Annotated in this window: 22 protein-coding genes, 1 tRNA gene and 1 pseudogene; 9 read left to right on the top strand and 15 right to left on the bottom strand. The window is 64.3% G+C overall.

What is annotated here, in order from left to right; genetic code table 11:
* Positions 1-52 precede the first annotated feature (52 nt).
* A complete protein-coding gene (locus AC3IS2_RS01540) occupies positions 53-310 on the bottom strand; it encodes an Lrp/AsnC ligand binding domain-containing protein (protein ID WP_292035696.1) in 258 nt (85 codons plus the stop codon).
* A gap of 48 nt (positions 311-358) precedes the next feature.
* Between AC3IS2_RS01540 and AC3IS2_RS01535 the strand changes: the two genes are divergently transcribed.
* Together AC3IS2_RS01535 and AC3IS2_RS01530 are read left to right on the top strand one after the other, a co-directional pair.
* A complete protein-coding gene (locus tag AC3IS2_RS01535; protein ID WP_489198916.1) occupies positions 359-1,189 on the top strand; it encodes an alpha/beta hydrolase in 831 nt (276 codons plus the stop codon).
* Between the two features lie 84 nt (positions 1,190-1,273).
* Positions 1,274-1,957, top strand: a complete 684-nt coding sequence (locus tag AC3IS2_RS01530) for a bifunctional 4-hydroxy-2-oxoglutarate aldolase/2-dehydro-3-deoxy-phosphogluconate aldolase (RefSeq protein WP_489198915.1) — start codon at positions 1,274-1,276, stop codon at positions 1,955-1,957.
* Between the two features lie 200 nt (positions 1,958-2,157).
* Here AC3IS2_RS01530 and ppa read toward each other — a convergent pair whose 3' ends face one another.
* Entirely contained in the window at positions 2,158-2,715 is a 558-nt protein-coding gene (ppa, locus tag AC3IS2_RS01525; protein WP_489198914.1) for an inorganic diphosphatase, read from the bottom strand.
* 138 nt (positions 2,716-2,853) lie between these two features.
* Here ppa and AC3IS2_RS01520 point away from each other — a divergent pair, with 138 nt between their 5' ends.
* Positions 2,854-3,540 (top strand): DUF599 domain-containing protein, encoded by a 687-nt coding sequence (locus AC3IS2_RS01520; protein ID WP_489198913.1) that lies wholly within the window; start codon positions 2,854-2,856, stop codon positions 3,538-3,540.
* A 314-nt stretch (positions 3,541-3,854) separates the two neighbouring features.
* Here AC3IS2_RS01520 and AC3IS2_RS01515 read toward each other — a convergent pair whose 3' ends face one another.
* Entirely contained in the window at positions 3,855-4,694 is an 840-nt protein-coding gene (locus AC3IS2_RS01515; protein ID WP_489198912.1) for an N-formylglutamate amidohydrolase, read from the bottom strand.
* Positions 4,695-4,820: 126 nt separating this feature from the next.
* Here AC3IS2_RS01515 and cpdR point away from each other — a divergent pair, with 126 nt between their 5' ends.
* Positions 4,821-5,177: a cell cycle two-component system response regulator CpdR gene (gene cpdR / locus AC3IS2_RS01510; RefSeq protein ID WP_105562479.1), complete on the top strand. Its 357-nt coding sequence runs from the start codon at positions 4,821-4,823 to the stop codon at positions 5,175-5,177.
* Between the two features lie 114 nt (positions 5,178-5,291).
* Positions 5,292-5,366, top strand: a tRNA-Val gene (locus AC3IS2_RS01505).
* A gap of 160 nt (positions 5,367-5,526) precedes the next feature.
* On the opposite strand, the gene AC3IS2_RS01500 is transcribed toward AC3IS2_RS01505, so the two are convergent.
* On the bottom strand, positions 5,527-5,697 hold the full coding sequence (locus AC3IS2_RS01500) for a helix-turn-helix domain-containing protein (RefSeq protein ID WP_489198911.1): 171 nt from the start codon (positions 5,695-5,697) through the stop codon (positions 5,527-5,529).
* 144 nt (positions 5,698-5,841) lie between these two features.
* Between AC3IS2_RS01500 and AC3IS2_RS01495 the strand changes: the two genes are divergently transcribed.
* Complete coding sequence (locus tag AC3IS2_RS01495) at positions 5,842-6,576, top strand: hypothetical protein (RefSeq protein WP_489198910.1); 735 nt, start codon at positions 5,842-5,844, stop codon at positions 6,574-6,576.
* Positions 6,577-6,684: 108 nt separating this feature from the next.
* Here the strand turns inward: AC3IS2_RS01495 and AC3IS2_RS01490 are convergent, their stop codons facing one another.
* Positions 6,685-7,272, bottom strand: a complete 588-nt coding sequence (locus tag AC3IS2_RS01490) for a hypothetical protein (protein ID WP_489198909.1) — start codon at positions 7,270-7,272, stop codon at positions 6,685-6,687.
* 152 nt (positions 7,273-7,424) lie between these two features.
* Entirely contained in the window at positions 7,425-7,970 is a 546-nt protein-coding gene (locus tag AC3IS2_RS01485; protein WP_489198908.1) for a hypothetical protein, read from the bottom strand.
* Between the two features lie 65 nt (positions 7,971-8,035).
* Here AC3IS2_RS01485 and AC3IS2_RS01480 point away from each other — a divergent pair, with 65 nt between their 5' ends.
* From AC3IS2_RS01480 to AC3IS2_RS01470, 3 genes are all read left to right on the top strand, one after another.
* A complete protein-coding gene (locus AC3IS2_RS01480) occupies positions 8,036-8,362 on the top strand; it encodes a helix-turn-helix domain-containing protein (RefSeq protein WP_489198907.1) in 327 nt (108 codons plus the stop codon).
* 116 nt (positions 8,363-8,478) lie between these two features.
* Positions 8,479-8,793: a hypothetical protein gene (locus tag AC3IS2_RS01475; protein ID WP_489198906.1), complete on the top strand. Its 315-nt coding sequence runs from the start codon at positions 8,479-8,481 to the stop codon at positions 8,791-8,793.
* Complete coding sequence (locus tag AC3IS2_RS01470) at positions 8,790-8,993, top strand: hypothetical protein (protein ID WP_489198905.1); 204 nt, start codon at positions 8,790-8,792, stop codon at positions 8,991-8,993. Before AC3IS2_RS01475 ends, AC3IS2_RS01470 begins: the two co-directional genes overlap by 4 nt.
* A 114-nt stretch (positions 8,994-9,107) precedes the next feature.
* Here the strand turns inward: AC3IS2_RS01470 and AC3IS2_RS01465 are convergent.
* The 9 genes and pseudogenes from AC3IS2_RS01465 to AC3IS2_RS01425 form a co-directional block, all read right to left on the bottom strand.
* A pseudogene (locus AC3IS2_RS01465) lies at positions 9,108-9,281 on the bottom strand (integrase); the annotation flags it as partial.
* Between the two features lie 502 nt (positions 9,282-9,783).
* Positions 9,784-10,449, bottom strand: coding sequence for a JAB domain-containing protein (locus tag AC3IS2_RS01460; protein WP_489198904.1), 666 nt, complete (start codon positions 10,447-10,449; stop codon positions 9,784-9,786).
* Positions 10,406-10,876, bottom strand: a complete 471-nt coding sequence (locus tag AC3IS2_RS01455) for a hypothetical protein (RefSeq protein WP_489198903.1) — start codon at positions 10,874-10,876, stop codon at positions 10,406-10,408. The genes AC3IS2_RS01460 and AC3IS2_RS01455 overlap by 44 nt, the downstream gene beginning before the upstream one ends.
* Complete coding sequence (locus tag AC3IS2_RS01450) at positions 10,873-11,253, bottom strand: hypothetical protein (RefSeq protein ID WP_489198902.1); 381 nt, start codon at positions 11,251-11,253, stop codon at positions 10,873-10,875. The genes AC3IS2_RS01455 and AC3IS2_RS01450 overlap by 4 nt, the downstream gene beginning before the upstream one ends.
* A gap of 16 nt (positions 11,254-11,269) precedes the next feature.
* Entirely contained in the window at positions 11,270-11,686 is a 417-nt protein-coding gene (locus AC3IS2_RS01445) for a helix-turn-helix transcriptional regulator (protein WP_489198901.1), read from the bottom strand.
* Positions 11,687-12,036: 350 nt separating this feature from the next.
* The gene (locus tag AC3IS2_RS01440; protein ID WP_489198900.1) at positions 12,037-12,663 is read right to left on the bottom strand and encodes a tyrosine-type recombinase/integrase; all 627 of its coding nucleotides are present in this window, start codon (positions 12,661-12,663) and stop codon (positions 12,037-12,039) included.
* Positions 12,664-12,765: 102 nt separating this feature from the next.
* The gene (locus AC3IS2_RS01435) at positions 12,766-13,218 is read right to left on the bottom strand and encodes a hypothetical protein (RefSeq protein WP_489198899.1); all 453 of its coding nucleotides are present in this window, start codon (positions 13,216-13,218) and stop codon (positions 12,766-12,768) included.
* A 254-nt stretch (positions 13,219-13,472) separates the two neighbouring features.
* A complete protein-coding gene (locus AC3IS2_RS01430; protein WP_489198898.1) occupies positions 13,473-14,225 on the bottom strand; it encodes a DUF4956 domain-containing protein in 753 nt (250 codons plus the stop codon).
* A gap of 22 nt (positions 14,226-14,247) precedes the next feature.
* Positions 14,248-15,297, bottom strand: a complete 1,050-nt coding sequence (locus tag AC3IS2_RS01425) for a hypothetical protein (protein ID WP_489198897.1) — start codon at positions 15,295-15,297, stop codon at positions 14,248-14,250.
* Between the last annotated feature and the right edge of the window lie 3 nt (positions 15,298-15,300).

Genomic DNA, 15,300 nt, shown 5'->3' with positions numbered 1-15,300 from the left:
CCCTGCGTTCGTCGTGGCAGGGAGGCTAGCCGGTCTTTTTTGGAAACGGAACCTACTTCTGGCTGGGCAGGAAGGGCGAGAAGGTGATGACGGTGAAGGTGTCGCGGATGTGGGGGCGGGTCTGCACCTGCTTGGTCACAAAGGTGCCGATGTCGGCGTCCTTGGGCAGTTGGAACTTGGCGAGCAGGTCATGCTGGCCCGAGGTCGAGTAAACTTCCGACACGTTTTCAACATTGTCGACCAGATCGGCGGCGACATCGTTGGCGTAGCCCAACTCGCATTTGATGAAGACGAAAATGGCGGTCATCATGGTCGGAACCTCCCGTTCAAGCGGAGGTGCATAGCGGATGGAAACGGCATGGGTAAGGCTCCGGCGACACTGACGGCCCCTCCAGTCGATTACGAGGCGGCCTACAACAATCGGGAACGGGTGCCGGGACACCCGGCGATCCTGAAACGATGGCGAGAAGATTCGGCCCGCGTCATCGACGCCCTGAGGCCGGAAACCGTCGAATATGGTCCCGGCGAGCGGCAAAGGATGGAGTGGTTCGACGCCGGTTCCGGCGCGCCGACCGCCATCTTCATCCACGGCGGATACTGGCAGGCGCTGGACCGGGCCTGGTTCGCCTGGGTGGCGCCAGCCCTGCTGGATCACGGAATCAGCGTGGTCATCCCCGGCTATGACCTAGCCCCGGCGGTCAAGGTCGGCGCCATCATCAGCCAGATGCGCCGGGCCACCGAACTGGTGCGCGACCGCACCGGCAAGCGGCCTCTGGTCTTCGGCCATTCGGTCGGCGGGCATATGGCGGCCTGCATGTTGTCCGAGGGCCGGGCGCGCGCGGCCCTGGCGATCTCGGGCGTGTTCGACGTCGAGCCGCTGATCCACACCACGCTGAACGCGGCCCTGGGTCTGGACGCGGCCACGGCGCGGGCGCTGTCGCCGATCCACTGGCCCGCGCCCAACGGCGGGGCGCCGGGCGGGCGGGCGCTGGACTGCTGGGTCGGCGGGGCGGAAAGCAACGAGTTCATCCGCCAGAGCCGCCACATGGCCGCCGAGTGGGGCGGCAAGGGCGCCGACACCCATGTCGAGGTGCTGGACGGGCTGGACCACTTCACCATGCTGGACCCGCTGGCCGACAAGGACAGCGGCATGGTCAAGCGGCTCGTGACCCTGGCGACCGCCGAATAGCTTACCAGGCGTGATCCCGGCGTCCCTTGACGCCGGGCGCGCCGAGCGCCGATCTGCGGGTCTGAACGCCCCGAAGGAGACCCCATGCGCCCCACTCAGCGTCACGACCGCCTCAGCGTCCTGACCGCCCTGCAGACGCAAGGGGTGGTGCCGGTCTTCTATCACCCCGACCCGGAGGTCTGCGCCGAGGTGATCCGCGCCTGCGCCCGCGGCGGGGCCAGGGCCGTCGAGTTCACCAACCGCGGCGACTTCGCCTGGGAGACCTTCACCGCCCTGTCGAAGCAGTTCGCCCGGACCGATCCCGACATCATCATGGGCGTCGGCTCGATCCTGGATGCGCCGACGGCGGCCCTCTACCTGGCCTCGGGCGCGCGCTTCGTCATCAGCCCCTGCCTGGTTCCCGAGGTGGCGCAGGTCTGCAACCGCCATCAGGTGGCCTATGCGCCGGGCTGCGGCTCGGTGCGCGACATCTCGGAGGCGCAAGGACTGGGCTGCGAGATCGTCAAGCTCTTCCCCGGCGCCGCCGTCGGCGGGCCGGACTTCGTCAAGGCGGTGCTGGGGCCGATGCCCTGGACCAAGATCATGCCGACGGGCGGGGTCGATCCCGACGAGGCGTCGATCGCCCAATGGTTCGGCGCCGGCATCGTGGCGGCGGGCATGGGGTCCAAGCTGATCACTGAGGCGGCGATCCAGGCCAGGGACTGGGCCGGCATCGAGGCCAAGGTGCGCCAGACGGTCGAGGCCATCGCGGCGTTCCGGGCTAGCTAATTGCCGTCATCCCGGACGCCTCGCAGAGGCGATCCGGGACCCAGACCTCTGCTTTGACCACCGCAGGCGGCCGCATGAGCCGCCGCCTGGGTCCCGGGTTCCGCTGCGCGGCCCCGGGATGACAGCAAAATGCGGAGACAAAGAAAAAGGCCCCGCCGGTTGATCCAGCGGGGCCTTCTCTATTCAGAATCGGAAGCGCCTCAGGCGGCTTCGGCGGCGGCCTTGGCCAGCTTGGCCTGGTGGGCGGCCATGCCGGCGGCGATCAGCTCGGCGGCTTCGCCGGCGTCGCCCCAGCCGTTGACCGTGACCGACTTGCCCTTCTCCAGATCCTTGTAGCGGGTGAAGAAGTGCTCGATCTGCTCGATCAGGATGGCGGGCAGCTGACGATAGCTGGAGACCTCGGTGTAGTAGGGGTTCAGCTTGTCGACCGGCACGGCCAGGATCTTTTCGTCGCCGCCGGCTTCATCGACCATCTTCAGCACGCCGATGGGGCGCGAGCGGATGACGCAGCCCGGCACGACCGGGGTCGGGTTCAGCACGATCACGTCGCAGGGATCGCCGTCATCCGACAGGGTGTGCGGGATGAAGCCGTAGTTGCCCGGATAGTACATGGCGGTGTGCAGGAAGCGGTCGACGAACAGGGCGCCCGAGGCCTTGTCCATCTCGTATTTGACCGGCAGGCCGCCTTGCGGGATTTCGATGACCACGTTGACGTCCCAGGGGGCGTTGGGGCCGACCGGAATGGCTTCGATGTTCATGATACGCTCTTATTGCAGGTGCGAACGGGGAGTTGGGGCGCGTGATAAGCTTTGCGTCGCCGAACAGCAAGCTTCAGGGCGGGCTTTCTGCGGCGTTCGCCCTTGCTCCATAGGCCCGACTGAAGGCATCAACAGGGCATGACCCTGCTCGACTGGATCGCCCTCGCCCTCTTCTTCACGGCCTGGCTGGGCTATGGGCCGCTGCTCAAGCTGATCGCGCGGCGCAGCGGATCGCTGAACGACGACATGCTGATCGTCCGCGACAGCTGGATGACGGCCATGACCCACCGCGAGATGCGGCTGATCGACAGCCAGTTGATGGGGCATTCGATCAACTCGGCCTCCTTCTTCGCCTCGACCAACCTGCTGCTGATCGCGGCGGTGGCCGGCATCCTGTTCGGCGGCGAGAACGCGCTGCGCGGCTTCGCCGCGGTCGGGGCCGAGGCGGTGCCGACCAAGATCCTAGAAGCGAAGCTGGCCCTGGTCCTGGTCTGCCTAGCGCGCGGCTTCCTCGATTTCATCTGGTCGCTGCGGCAGATGAACTACGCCCTGGCCCTGATCGGCGCGGCGCCCGAGATCCATTCCGAGACCGACAAGGTCGCCTATGGCCACGCCGTGGCGCGGGTGCTGAACCCGGCCCTGGGCGGTTTCAGCCAGGGGGTGCGGGGCTACTACTTCGCCCTGGCGGCGGCGGCCTGGCTGTTCGGCCCGCTGTGGCTGGGCCTGGGCGTGATCTCGGCCTTCAGCCTGCTGGTCTGGCGCCAGGCCGGGTCGCCGGCGGCGAGGGCCGTGCGGGCGGCGCGACGGCTGCTGGAACGCGGCTAGAGCGAAATCGGTTTTGACGCCGTCGCGTCCAAACTCGGACATTCGCGCCAGCACCAGACTCTGGCCCGATCCTGGTCATATTGCAGCCGCGAACGATTCGTGCCCGCTCACAGGTTTCCGTCGCGGAACAACGAAACGGATTTCCGTAACAGCCTGTGATCGCAGGAGGATAGTCAGCGCTTGAAATTTTGTGCGCTGCAACCTAACTTGGCTTTCGACGCCTCCGGGCGTCATGCCCTTCCTGGGCGTTTCCTCCCTATAGACTTTATATGCCGCGCCTCCGGGCGCGGCTTTTTTTTGGTCCGCAGAGAGGCTTAGACGGCGAAGTCTTCGCCCAGGGCCGCGATCACCCGTTTCAGCCCCGACCGGCAACGCCCCCAGCCGACCGAGGGCGCGCTCGCCGCCTCGTCCCAGTAGAGCCGCCGGTTCAGTTCGATCTGGATGGCCTCGAAGCCCTCGTCGGGCCGCCCCCAGATTTGAGTGGCGTATCCGCCCGCATAGGGCCGGTTCAGCGCCACACGCCAGCCCATCGCCTCGAACAAGGCCCGCAGACGCCGCGTCAGCTCGGCCGCGCAACTGGTCCCGTGCCGGTCGCCCAGCACCACGTCCGGCCCGTTCGGACCCGTGGCCCGCGACGGCATGGAATGCCAGTCGATCAGGACCGCCCGCCCGCAGCCATCGCGCGCCGCCTGCATCAGCTCGCCCAGGGCCGCATGATAGGGGGCGTGCGCCCGCTTGATGCGCCCCCTCGCCTCCTCCAGCGTCAGGCGGCGGTCGTAGAGCGGCGTCCGGTCCCCGGCCAGACGCGGAATGACGCCATAGCCGGCCAGGGTCTTCAGCCCCGGCGGCGGTCCTTCCGGGCAGTCGGCGATCAGGGCCGGGTCCAGTTCGTCCGGCGCCCGGTTCAGGTCGACGTAGGCCCGCCCGATCCATCCGGCGATCAGCGCCGCCCCCGCCGCCGCGGCCCCGTCTAGGAGCCGGTCCACCGCCGCGTCCTCGGCGCTGCGCAGCGAGGCTTCCGACAAGCCCTCGGCCGCCCCCATGTCCTCGGGATAGACCGCGCCCGAGTGGGGCGAGGCGAACACCAGCGGCGTCGTCCGTCCAGGCTGGGCGGGCGTCAGGCTGAAGGTCGCGTCGGTCGGCGCAGGGTTCATGGCTTGGCCATAGACTGATTTATCCTCGACCGCCCCCTCTACGCGCTCGCCCCAAGGGGGATTTTCACTGCGAGTTTACAGATGCCGGCCTAGGCTCCGATCCGGTATTCAAGGACTTGACCCCGCATGGCGCGTATTCTGCTGGCCGAAGACGACGGCTCGCTTCGAGGCTTCCTGACCCGCGCGCTGGAACGCGCCGGCCACGCCGTGGTGGATTGCGAGAACGGCGACGACGCAATCGACGCTCTGGAGCAGGGTCCCTACGACCTGCTGCTGACCGACATCGTCATGCCCGGCGCCGACGGGATCGAGGTCGCCCGCGTCGCCGCCGTGCGCCAGCCCGGCATCCGCATCATGTTCATCACCGGCTTCGCCGCCGTGGCCCTGTCGGCCGCCCAGGCCACGCCCCAGGCCAAGGTCCTGTCCAAACCCGTCCACCTGCGCGACCTGGTGAACGAGGTCGAACGCATGATCGCCGCCTAACGAAAAAATACGAAAAAAGAAGACACAAGCCTCTTGCGGCCCCCGCGAACTGCGGGTTATAGACGCCGCCTTCCCGCCCACCGACACACCAGTCGGACGGGCCGCAGAACAGGCGGACGCGTAGCTCAGCGGGAGAGCACTACGTTGACATCGTAGGGGTCACAGGTTCAATCCCTGTCGCGTCCACCATTCTTTTCAAGCAGTTATAGCCTACCGGCCACCCCAAGCGGTGCTGACTGCCCGTGTTTCGCCCAAGAAACGCTCACTTGCGCCTCCCCACGACATGAAGCCGCCTGACCGTTGAGGCTCCCCTCACGGTTTAGCGTCAGCGCCGCATCGGCGCCGCGCCCTATTCCAGATCGAACAAACGCCCCGGCTGCACACCGAGCGCGTCCGACAGCTTCACCAAGAACGCCAAGCTGGGGTTTTCCTCGCCGCGCTCGATCCCGGCGAGATAGCGCATAGCCATGCCGGCCTCGTGGGCGAGCGCCTCCTGGCTCAGCCCCTTGGCCTTCCGCAATCGCCTGATATTCGCGCCGACTCGATCTTCCCACCGCATGGGTGCATGGGCGCCGACAGCCGCGTTCGGCTCTAGGAACTATCTTGCCTAACTTTCTGGCAACGCTTGGTAGGCAAGATAGACCCCATTCAGAAGGAGTCGGGCATGTCCGAGCGGTATCGTATTCGTATGGTTCAAATCGCGATGGCAGGGGCCATCGCCGCGGCCTCCATCGGCATTGCCTCACCCAGCAGCGCCAGAGGGAATCCGGAAACCTGCGCCTATAGAGAGGCGCGGTTGGCGCAGGCCTGCCGCACCGATCCAGACATCCGCCAATTCCTGCGCGATCCTGCAAACGCTGGCGTGGAGACCTACATGGCGATCCCGCCTGTCGTTCGTGGCTGGGAACCCGGCGAAGAGGAAATGGTGCTCGGGATGCTGCGAGGACAACCGCAACGCCAGCCTGCGTCTTCCACCGCCTTGCAGAACGCCCCGGTCGGCGGGCCGATGGCCCGGATCGATCGCCTGGCATCCGGTGAGTATGACCGTCAGATCGCGGCTGAGCGCGCCCGAACGCCCAGAGTGAACTGGTCTACGGCTCAAATCCGCACCGCAGCCCGCAGCGCCGTCACAGATCAACTGCGCGACCCTGGCTCGGCACAATTCCGAAACGTCCGGAGGCATGTGAACAGCCTCGGAACGACAACCTTCTGTGGCGAAGTGAACAGTCGCAATGTTTACGGCGGAATGACCGGCTTCAGACGCTTCCACTCCGGCGTCACTGATCGCGGAGAAGCGTCCGCCCGCATCAATGACGAAGGCGGTCTTATCGGGACGGTGTTTGAAGCAACGTGGGAGCGGAGTTGTGACGGCGTTACGGGGACGTCGACGCCGTTCTGATAGCCTCCAGAGCCACCGGCGCCGTTGACCGCAATCAGCGGCGCCGACTGAAAGCGTTCCGCACCCCCTCCATGTGATCAGGGCAGTGGTGACCATAGACACGGCGGATCAGGGCCTCGCTGGTGAACGTAAACCCCGCCACGCCCCAGGTGGACACCCCTTCGCGCAACAGCCAGGTGATGCAGGTGTGCTTGAGCGTGTGCGGCGTGACGTCATCATCCAGTTGGGCAAGCCGACGAGCGGACCGAAGCCCGTCTTTTGACGCTGAATGATCTCACCGGCGTATTCGCAAGGGCCGTGGATCGTCAGACGACGCCAGCGCAGCAGGTGCGGCAGCAAACGCTTGGGAATGGCGCAAGGACGGCGCCGCTTGCGCGTCTCGCGCTCCGACTTGCCCCGTCGATAGATGCGGTTGTCCTGAAGATCGACGGAACCGGCGTCCGCGTTCCGCGCCCAGCGCAGGCCCAGAACCGCCGCATGGCGCGTGCCCGTGTACAGGGCGATCAGGATAAAGCGAGCGACGTGATAATTCGGCGCCCCCACGCGCTTCCAGCCAGTCACACGCCCACTGCGATCAAAGCCTTCAGGCGCGAACCCCAGTGCGCCCCGGACCAGACGCGCCGCCTCGTCACGCTTCAGCCAGCGCGCCTCCTGGAGTTCTATGGTGGGCTTCAGCACAGGGATCGGCCGGTCCATCCGACCGGCCTTCCAAGCGTAATTCAGAGCAGCCGACAGAGTGTCCAGTTCCCGCTTGGCGGTCGCCTCCGTCACAGGGCGCTTGCCGATAGCGCCTCGGGTGCGCGCACGCACATAGGCCTTGCAGCTTTCAGCGTTGACCCCGTCGCAGGTCAGGTCGGGAAGGCCGCCACCTTGGCCCATTCCGCGCCGACGCGGCCTTCCTGCGCCGCCTTGCGTCGAACCTCGGCCAACAGAAGTTCCCGCTCGAGGTAGGCCGCCAACCGGACGTAGTCCTCACGGCGCTGGTCCACGGACCGGACCGCGCGCTGAATCAGCCCTTCGACATCCAGCACCCCTTTGAGCCGGTTCGCCTTGTCGGAGATGACGCGCGTATTGCCTCGCACATAGCCGAGGCCGGGCCGGATGCGATCCAGCGACGGCGAATACGCCGAGCGCATCTCGCCGATGACGATCGGCACGCCCAAGGCAGGACAAACCGTCGGCACGACGACGTCGCTCACACGCAAATTGAACGGCAGGCCCCGCCGAACAGCGCGTCGGCGCGCGCGACTGTGCAGAGCGACGGCTGGCTTCAGTCTTCGCTGGGTCTTGAGGTAGTCGCGCATATAGGCGGCGTTGCAGGACGGGCAGGTCGCACGTTGAAGACGCTCGCCATGAAGTGGGCAGACAGAGTTAGGCGGATCATAAACCGACATGTAAGACTCCTTCTTCAGAATGAGTCCACGAATTCAAAATTGGGCTAAAGAGTCAAATTGAATCCATGAGCATTCCCCGAACAAAACCGGCTGATCACCCCACCGGGGCGCAACTGCGCGCCGCCCGAGGCCTGGTGAACATGTCCGTTCTGGACCTCGCCGAGCGCACCGGGTTGGCGCCGAACACGATCAAGCGCGCCGAGGGGGACAACGGGCCTGCGCCCGTCAACTCCGCGAACGCCAAGCTGATGGTGGCGACGCTTCAGGCCGCCGGGGCGGCCTTCCTGCCGGCCGAAGGCGACATGGGCGCCGGCGTGCGACTGGCGACGCCCTCGCAGCCGGCCCTGACGCGGCGCCGGACCCGCGCAAATCCGGCTGACGTGACTCCCTGAAAGGAGTCACGAAATTCATCCGCGTCGCTCTAACCCAGACACCGCCTGAAATTCAGAGTCACTTTAGTAATCAACAGTGACTCTAGCCGCCTCGGTTAACAGAGGAGCGTGTCGAAATGGATTATGAAAGGACCGCGCAGGGCATCACCTACCGAGGGATACGCCGTGCTTTTAAGGACGAAGCAAACGCCAACCCGGATTTCGTGGCGCGCATCGACAAGGCGTTGGGCGGCAGTTTCATCGGCCTGTCCCAGGGTGCCTTCATGAAGAACCAAGGGACCGATCTGCATCTGATCGTCCAGCGCCCCGACGAAAGCGAAGGCCAGGTCTGGCTTCGTGTCGAGATCGACAAGATCATCGCCAAAGGGGTGATGGACATGGAAAGGAAGCCAAAGGTGAAAAGCACCGTGAAGGCCCCGACCGCCAAGTGACCATCGCGCCCAAAATCTGGTTTCATCACACCGGCAACGCTGAAGAAGTCGAAAACCGTCTAACCTTCGAAAAGCTGATGAAAATCGCTTCACCGACGTTTGACGAGGCTCTTGAGGCTGGCATCGATCGCGCGGACCGGTCTTTCGCCGAACTGATGAGGCCGAAATTGAATCTGCCATGGTGGGCGGTCGCCAAGTAGGTGGGGGCGTTTAGGCGTCGGCCCTATCAGCCGTTACCGGTCGGCATAACGCTAGGGAGCTGATATTGGTCCCTGCCACGAAGCAGACCTTGTGGCGACGCTGGCTGCGATGACTAGCTTGGAATCCAGAGCGCAGTTAAACATGGCAAGGTCCCGGACTCTCCTCGCTACCTTGAGCTGCTGCCTAATCGCCCAGATGTGTTTCGGCTTGAGCGGAGCCTTGGGGCCGATCAGTCGACCGGCGTTCCATGGGCGTTTCGGTGGGATGAAAAGGTCAGACTGGCGCATGGCCTACCTCGGTTGAGGCACCGCCCCAGCCAGTCATTCAACTCCAATCCTGGCTACTCGACACGGTCCGCGATCGCCTGAGCGTAAGGCACGACATAGAGCCTAACACCCAGATAACGTGACATCCTGCTCATGGAACAAAGGCCCACTCGCCCCCTCGGGCAAAAGCTCAACGGCACGCTTCAAAAGAGCTGACAAGATCAGACCCAGGTCACGATCCGCCGCGAGGTTGGCATTGTAGACAATATCCTGCACCGCCCGGAACGTCTGAGGAAGGCTCGCACCTGCCACCGGCTCAGGACACTCGGACCAGTCGCGATCGAACGGCGCCTGAGGATAGCGCTCCCGAAACGTCCGTTCATTCAATGTACGCAGACATCGCGATAGTCCATGAACGGTCCAGCCAGACGGCAGGACATCCGGCTGACTTGCAGCGAACCCGGCGACAAGACCGACAGTCCGGTCCGAGACAACGCACACCGACATCTTTTACCCTCGTGGATTAATGTAGCCGGATCAGGCCCAGTTGCCTGAAGGAGGCGTACTCGCCTGTAGCGCCGATGATCACGTGGTCATGTAAGGCGATGCCCATCACCCTGCAGGCCTCTGCAATCTCCTTCGTCAGACTCTTGTCCGCCTGCGAAGGCTTTACGTTGCCTGACGGATGGTTGTGGGCCAGCACGATGGCGGACGCTCCGACATCCAGCGCCCGATGAATCACCTCTCGGACGTACATCGGCGCGTGATCCACTGTCCCCCTGCCTGCCACTTCATCCTTGATGAGGGCGTTCCTCTTGTCGAGAAATAGGATCCGCGTCTGTTCCTTGATCTCGTACTGAAGACTCGCCCTCAGATATGAGATCAGAGCCGGCCAGGACGACAGGAGCCTTCTGCCGTCCACACGCTGTTGCAGCGATCGGGCAGCTATCGCCGAGCATATGCTGACGTGCCGGACAAGGCCCTGACCATCCTGACCTTCGACCGCGGCACGGTACAGCCTCCCCGGCGAGGCCGAGAAAAGGGCGCCGAGCGTGTCGAACTCACCGACCAGCTTCGCCGCCAGCCTCTCTGCCCTGAATGGCTCAACCGCTGTGATGAAGGCCTGCAAAAGCGACAGGTCTCCTTCAGTCCAGACCGTATTCAGATCCGACGCGATGACTTGCGTCATGATTTCCCCGTCCATCAGCCATCTCCCTGAAGCGACGGTCGGCCATGGCTTCCCAAACCCCTCCGAAGATTGTGAGGCTGATGAGCGTCCACAGCGTCAGTCGTACCGCCACGCCCGTCCATATGGTCAGGTCCGGGGACAGGAAGGGTAGAAGATGAGTGCAGACGATCAGGAGTTGAAGCGCCGCCGCGAGAACCAGCCACCAGCGCGTCGATCGCGCGCTGAGTCTCCACAGCCCGACAAACAGCGCGAGATTGAGACCAGCCAGGCCCACCCTCCAGCTCGAGAGCTGGAGGGGCTGAAGCCATGGCTCCAGAAGCATGTAGGCGGCGATCATGGCTGCGGCGTACCGCTCGACGCGGGCGCCTTTCCAGACCAGCAGGGCAAGGCCTGCAATATTGAGTGACCATAGAAGGTATCCGATCAAACCATCGCCTCTCTCTCCGGCTCCCCCTGCAGAACTTTCCGGATCGGGGTTTCCGGACCATTCTCGGCCGGTTTGGTTTCGGACGGACCCAGGCGCGTCAGCGCAAGTCCGAGGCCCTCGGCCGCCTTGTGCAACCGGTCATGCGTCCGGATCGCCTGCCCCCTGGCGTCCAGAACGGCCCCCATCGCGCCATGCAGGCTCAACAAGGCTGTATGGCCGTACCCAGCGGAAAGCGCCGCCACGCGACGACCCTCGATCATGCTGATCGAAAGCTGATTGGCCTTCAGGAAGGCCTGATCAAGAGCATGTTCGAAGTCGATGAGATCGTGAGCGACGATGGTTCCGATCGTCGTGACCTTGTCGGTGTGTTTACGCATGGCGAGAGCCCCTTCTTCATCGCCAGCTCAAAAGCGTCTCGACAACCCCGAACACCATCAGACCTATGGCGAGGATGGCGCCAACAGCGATCGCCATCCCCAGGGCCAGGAGAACGATGAGGACCAGTTTTGGTCCTCGCCACCCGGCCGTCGTACGCCATTGCCCCAGCCCCGAATACACGCCGAACGGCGTTTTGGGATCAAGAGCGCTAATGCTGTAATCGAAGGCGACAGACGCCTCGCTGACACCCGGAGCAGGACCGTTTTCGTCAGGCCCCGCCATGCCGCCAAATCCGTCTGACGGAAACTCCGTCAGCAACTCCAGAGCCTTTTTGCGGCTGGATACGCCGAGCTTGCGCTTGGCTTCCCTGATATGATTTTCAACGGTGTGCGGCGACAGGCCGAGCTTTCGGCCGATCTCCTTGTCGCTCATGAAGGCGGAGAGCTTCAGGCACTCCACCTGCCTATGAGACAGCCTTTCAGGCATCGACCGCTCCCCTGTACCTGCAGGAAGTAATGCGTCGATGCCCCGAGTCGTCTAGCGAACTCGCCCCACAGGCGGCCTATTGTTGTTTACAATTATGAACCACGCCCAGCGGCGTCACCCAAGAGCCGTCGAGGATCTAGAGGCGGGCGGGCGTCTGCGGAACCTTTAGGCCAAAAATGCGCCAGCAGCGGACATGGGCACACCGCCCAAAAGCAGACCTTTGGCGCTCGATGGCAAGGTGCGCTGTCGTCCCTTCGGCAATGTTCGTCGGGCCCGTTTCGGGCCCGACGAACACGTCACAGATCGATCTGCTCTGACATCTCCAAAGCGTCATCGACCTCGATGCCGAGATAGCGCACTGTACTCTCGAGCTTCCGGTGACCCAGGAGAAGCTGACAAGCCCGAAGGTTTCCGGTCTTCTTGTACACGAGGGAGACCTTCGTGCGTCGCAGGCTATGGGTCCCATACCCATGCGGTTCGAGATCGATCATCCGAACCCATTTATCAACAAGCCGCGCGTATTGTCTGGTGCCGATATGTTGCCCTGGCCGACTCCTGCTCGGAAACAACCAGTCATCTTCACGCTGCGCACGAAGACTCAACCACGCTGCGATCGCATCGCGCGCTGGCTCCGTGATCTCGAAGGGCACAGGCCTCCCTGTCTTCTGCTGGATGACGATTGAACGCTGGCGAAGCGCGCCGGCCGGCGCCACGTCACTGACACGGAGCCTGACAAGATCACAGGCGCGCAGCTTGGAATCCAGGGCGCAGTTGAACATGGCAAGGTCCCGGACTCTCTTCGCGACCTTTAGCTGCTGTCGAATAGCCCAGATGTGCTTTGGCTTGAGCGGCGCCTTGGGGCCGATCAGTCGGCCGACGTTCCATGGGCGTTTCGGTGGGATGAAAAGGTCAGACTGGCGCATGGCCAACCTCCGTTGAGGCACCGCCCCAGCCAGTCATTCAACTCCAATCTTGGCTACTCGACACGGTCGGCGATCAGCTGAGCGTAAGGCGCGACATGGAGCCTAATTTCCCGATGCCGTGACATCCTGCTCATGAAACAAGGACCCACTCGCACCCTCGGGCAAAAGCTCAACCGCCCGCTTCAAGAGAGCTGACAAGATCAGACCCAGGTCACGATCCGCCGTAAGGTCCGCATTGTAAACAATATCCTGCTTGGCTTTCTGGACAAGCCAGTTGTAGCGGTAGTGGAAAGGCCCAGTCTCAACGATCCACTGGCGCGTCAGGTCATAGGTGACGGTCGAGGCGTAGAAGTCTTGAAAGGTCTCTTGGACTGCCGCTGGGTCCTTATCGGGGTAGGTGCGAGGGAACACCCCGTCGTCGTCGGCCTTGTCGATGAAGGCCGCACGATGACGGCAGCCGTTCCGGCGACGAGAACGCGCCATGCTGAGGTTCAGACGGATGAAGACGCTGCAGAAATTCAGCTCCGTCCACGCCGCCTTCCACAACCACTTCAACCAGGACCGCCACCTCATCAGGCGATGACGACTACAAAGGCCCGACGCTCGGCCGCCCTGGCCGAATGGACGTCCCTCGCAGCTTGAACCCTGGCGTCCCCTTCCCTGTCCACGCCAACTGGACCAGTTGTCGTTGGACTGACACCACCGCCAGGGTCTGGCGGGCACACTGCTTCCCTCTGAAGAACGTGGCCGCACCGGCGGAAATCCCCCGACCAATTCCGGCCGTCGAGGCGTCAGTACCCTGACACCACCTATTCGACCTCCCAATCGATCTCGCCGTGTACATCGAGAGGCGCCTCTGAAAGCGCGGCATGAACGCTGTCGCGCGTGCCGCTGCGCGGTAGGCGAAAAACGAACTCGACCCGGCCCTTGAGGGCGGCCTTGTGCTCGGCGATCAGCTTGCAGCCCTGCCCCAGCAGCACGCCGCGATAGACGTCGGCGAGTTCGATGACCCGTTCCGGCGGCAATTGCTCGATCTTGATTCGGCAGGCGGGTCGGCTGTCGAACACGTAAATCAGCACGAACGCGAAGAGGGTCGTGATCATCGCGAAGTACGTAAGGCCGAGGCCGGTGATGAGGCCCACCAGCGTGACGACGATCAGGCGGCCGGTGTCGCGGGTGGAGTCGGTGGCGGTGCGAAAGCGCATCAGGCCGCCGATGCCGAAGACGACCAAGCCGACGACCATGCCGAACTCGCGCACGGTTACCCCGATCACCGCGCCGATGAAGGCGTACATGATGCACACCTTCGGCATGTCCGCTTCATGCAGCCGATCAACCGTGCGTGGGGTCCTCGGATGGTAGCCGATCACCGCTCCAAGGACGATCGCCAGGAGCAGCGCGCCGAACGAGTTGGCGAGGAAGTGCAGGTCGAGGATACCGGCCAAGCCGACCGGGCCGGCCCGGCCGACCGGACCCTGCGGCGCGGCGAATAGCTCCTGCGACTGCGCCGACGCAGCGCTAGACGTCAACAGCAGTGACAGAAAGAGCCCCAGCATCTTCATTCTATCGTGCTGTCTCACATCGCTACCCAACGCAGGTCTGCAGCAGCTTGGCGACCTCATCTCGGCTGTCGATCTGCCCGAAGAAGCCGCCGAGATAGGTGGCGGCTTTCCGGCGCGTCTCCTCATCAAGCTGCGGCGCCTCGTCGAGGACGGCGAGCAGCGACGCGCGCCGCGTCTGCAGGTCCGCGACGAACGTCTGCGCCTCCGCATTGTGCCGGCAATAACCGCGATAGCGGCGCACGCGGACGTTGGCGACCGGGATCGCTTCCGGAGGAGTGGCATAGGGCGCGTCGACCATGCCGGCATGGTCAAAGTCGAACGGAACTGGAATGAAGTCGCCGGAGGCGCCCTCCGCGCCAATCAGGCGTGAGTTATGGCAGCACTCGGAGCCGCGCGGCCCCGACCTCATCGACCAGTCGAGGTTGCCGATCAGGGCCTGGAAGACCGCGAAGCGCGCCGCATCGACCGGTCTGAGCTGGGCAGGCGACACCGGGGTCTCGAGCCTGCGCAGGCCGTTGCGGCGCGCCATGTCGTCGACGTCTTCAATGAAGAACCCCAGCCGAGACGTGATCGGACGCCCCTGGAGGTCAATGTAGTCAATGGTGACAAGCCGCACCCTGAAGCTCATGGGCGTCAGCTGGTTGTAGAGGCGGTAGGCTGCGTGCTCGAGCAGGATGTATTGCTGGAAACCCGCCTGTGCCCGACAGTGGGTGACGAGCTTGAGGCGCCGTTGCCCCCGAAAGAGCGAGGTGGCGGCGGGCCTTTCCGTGAACTCGACGCGCAAGGGCGGGAACGAACAGACATCTTTCCGGCGCCGTGTGATGCCGCGAGCCGACAGGGCGATCCGGTGCGTCTCGGGCGTAGCTCCCTGCACGCTGAGCGATGCCTCGACGACCCGGTCCGACTCGGGCGGGTCACGCACCACCGACATCACCGGCCCGGTTATGGCCAGGCGGATCGGGTCGTTGCTCGTGAACAGCGGGGTCGGAGGCGCCGCCGCGTAGGCCGGCGCTCCGACGAGCAGCAGGGCCAAGGCCGCCCTGAAAAGTCCCATCAGCAGCGGCGCGCGCATCGG

The organism is Brevundimonas sp. KH_025 (assembly GCF_057839885.1).
This window is presented reverse-complemented; position numbering and strand designations above follow the sequence as displayed.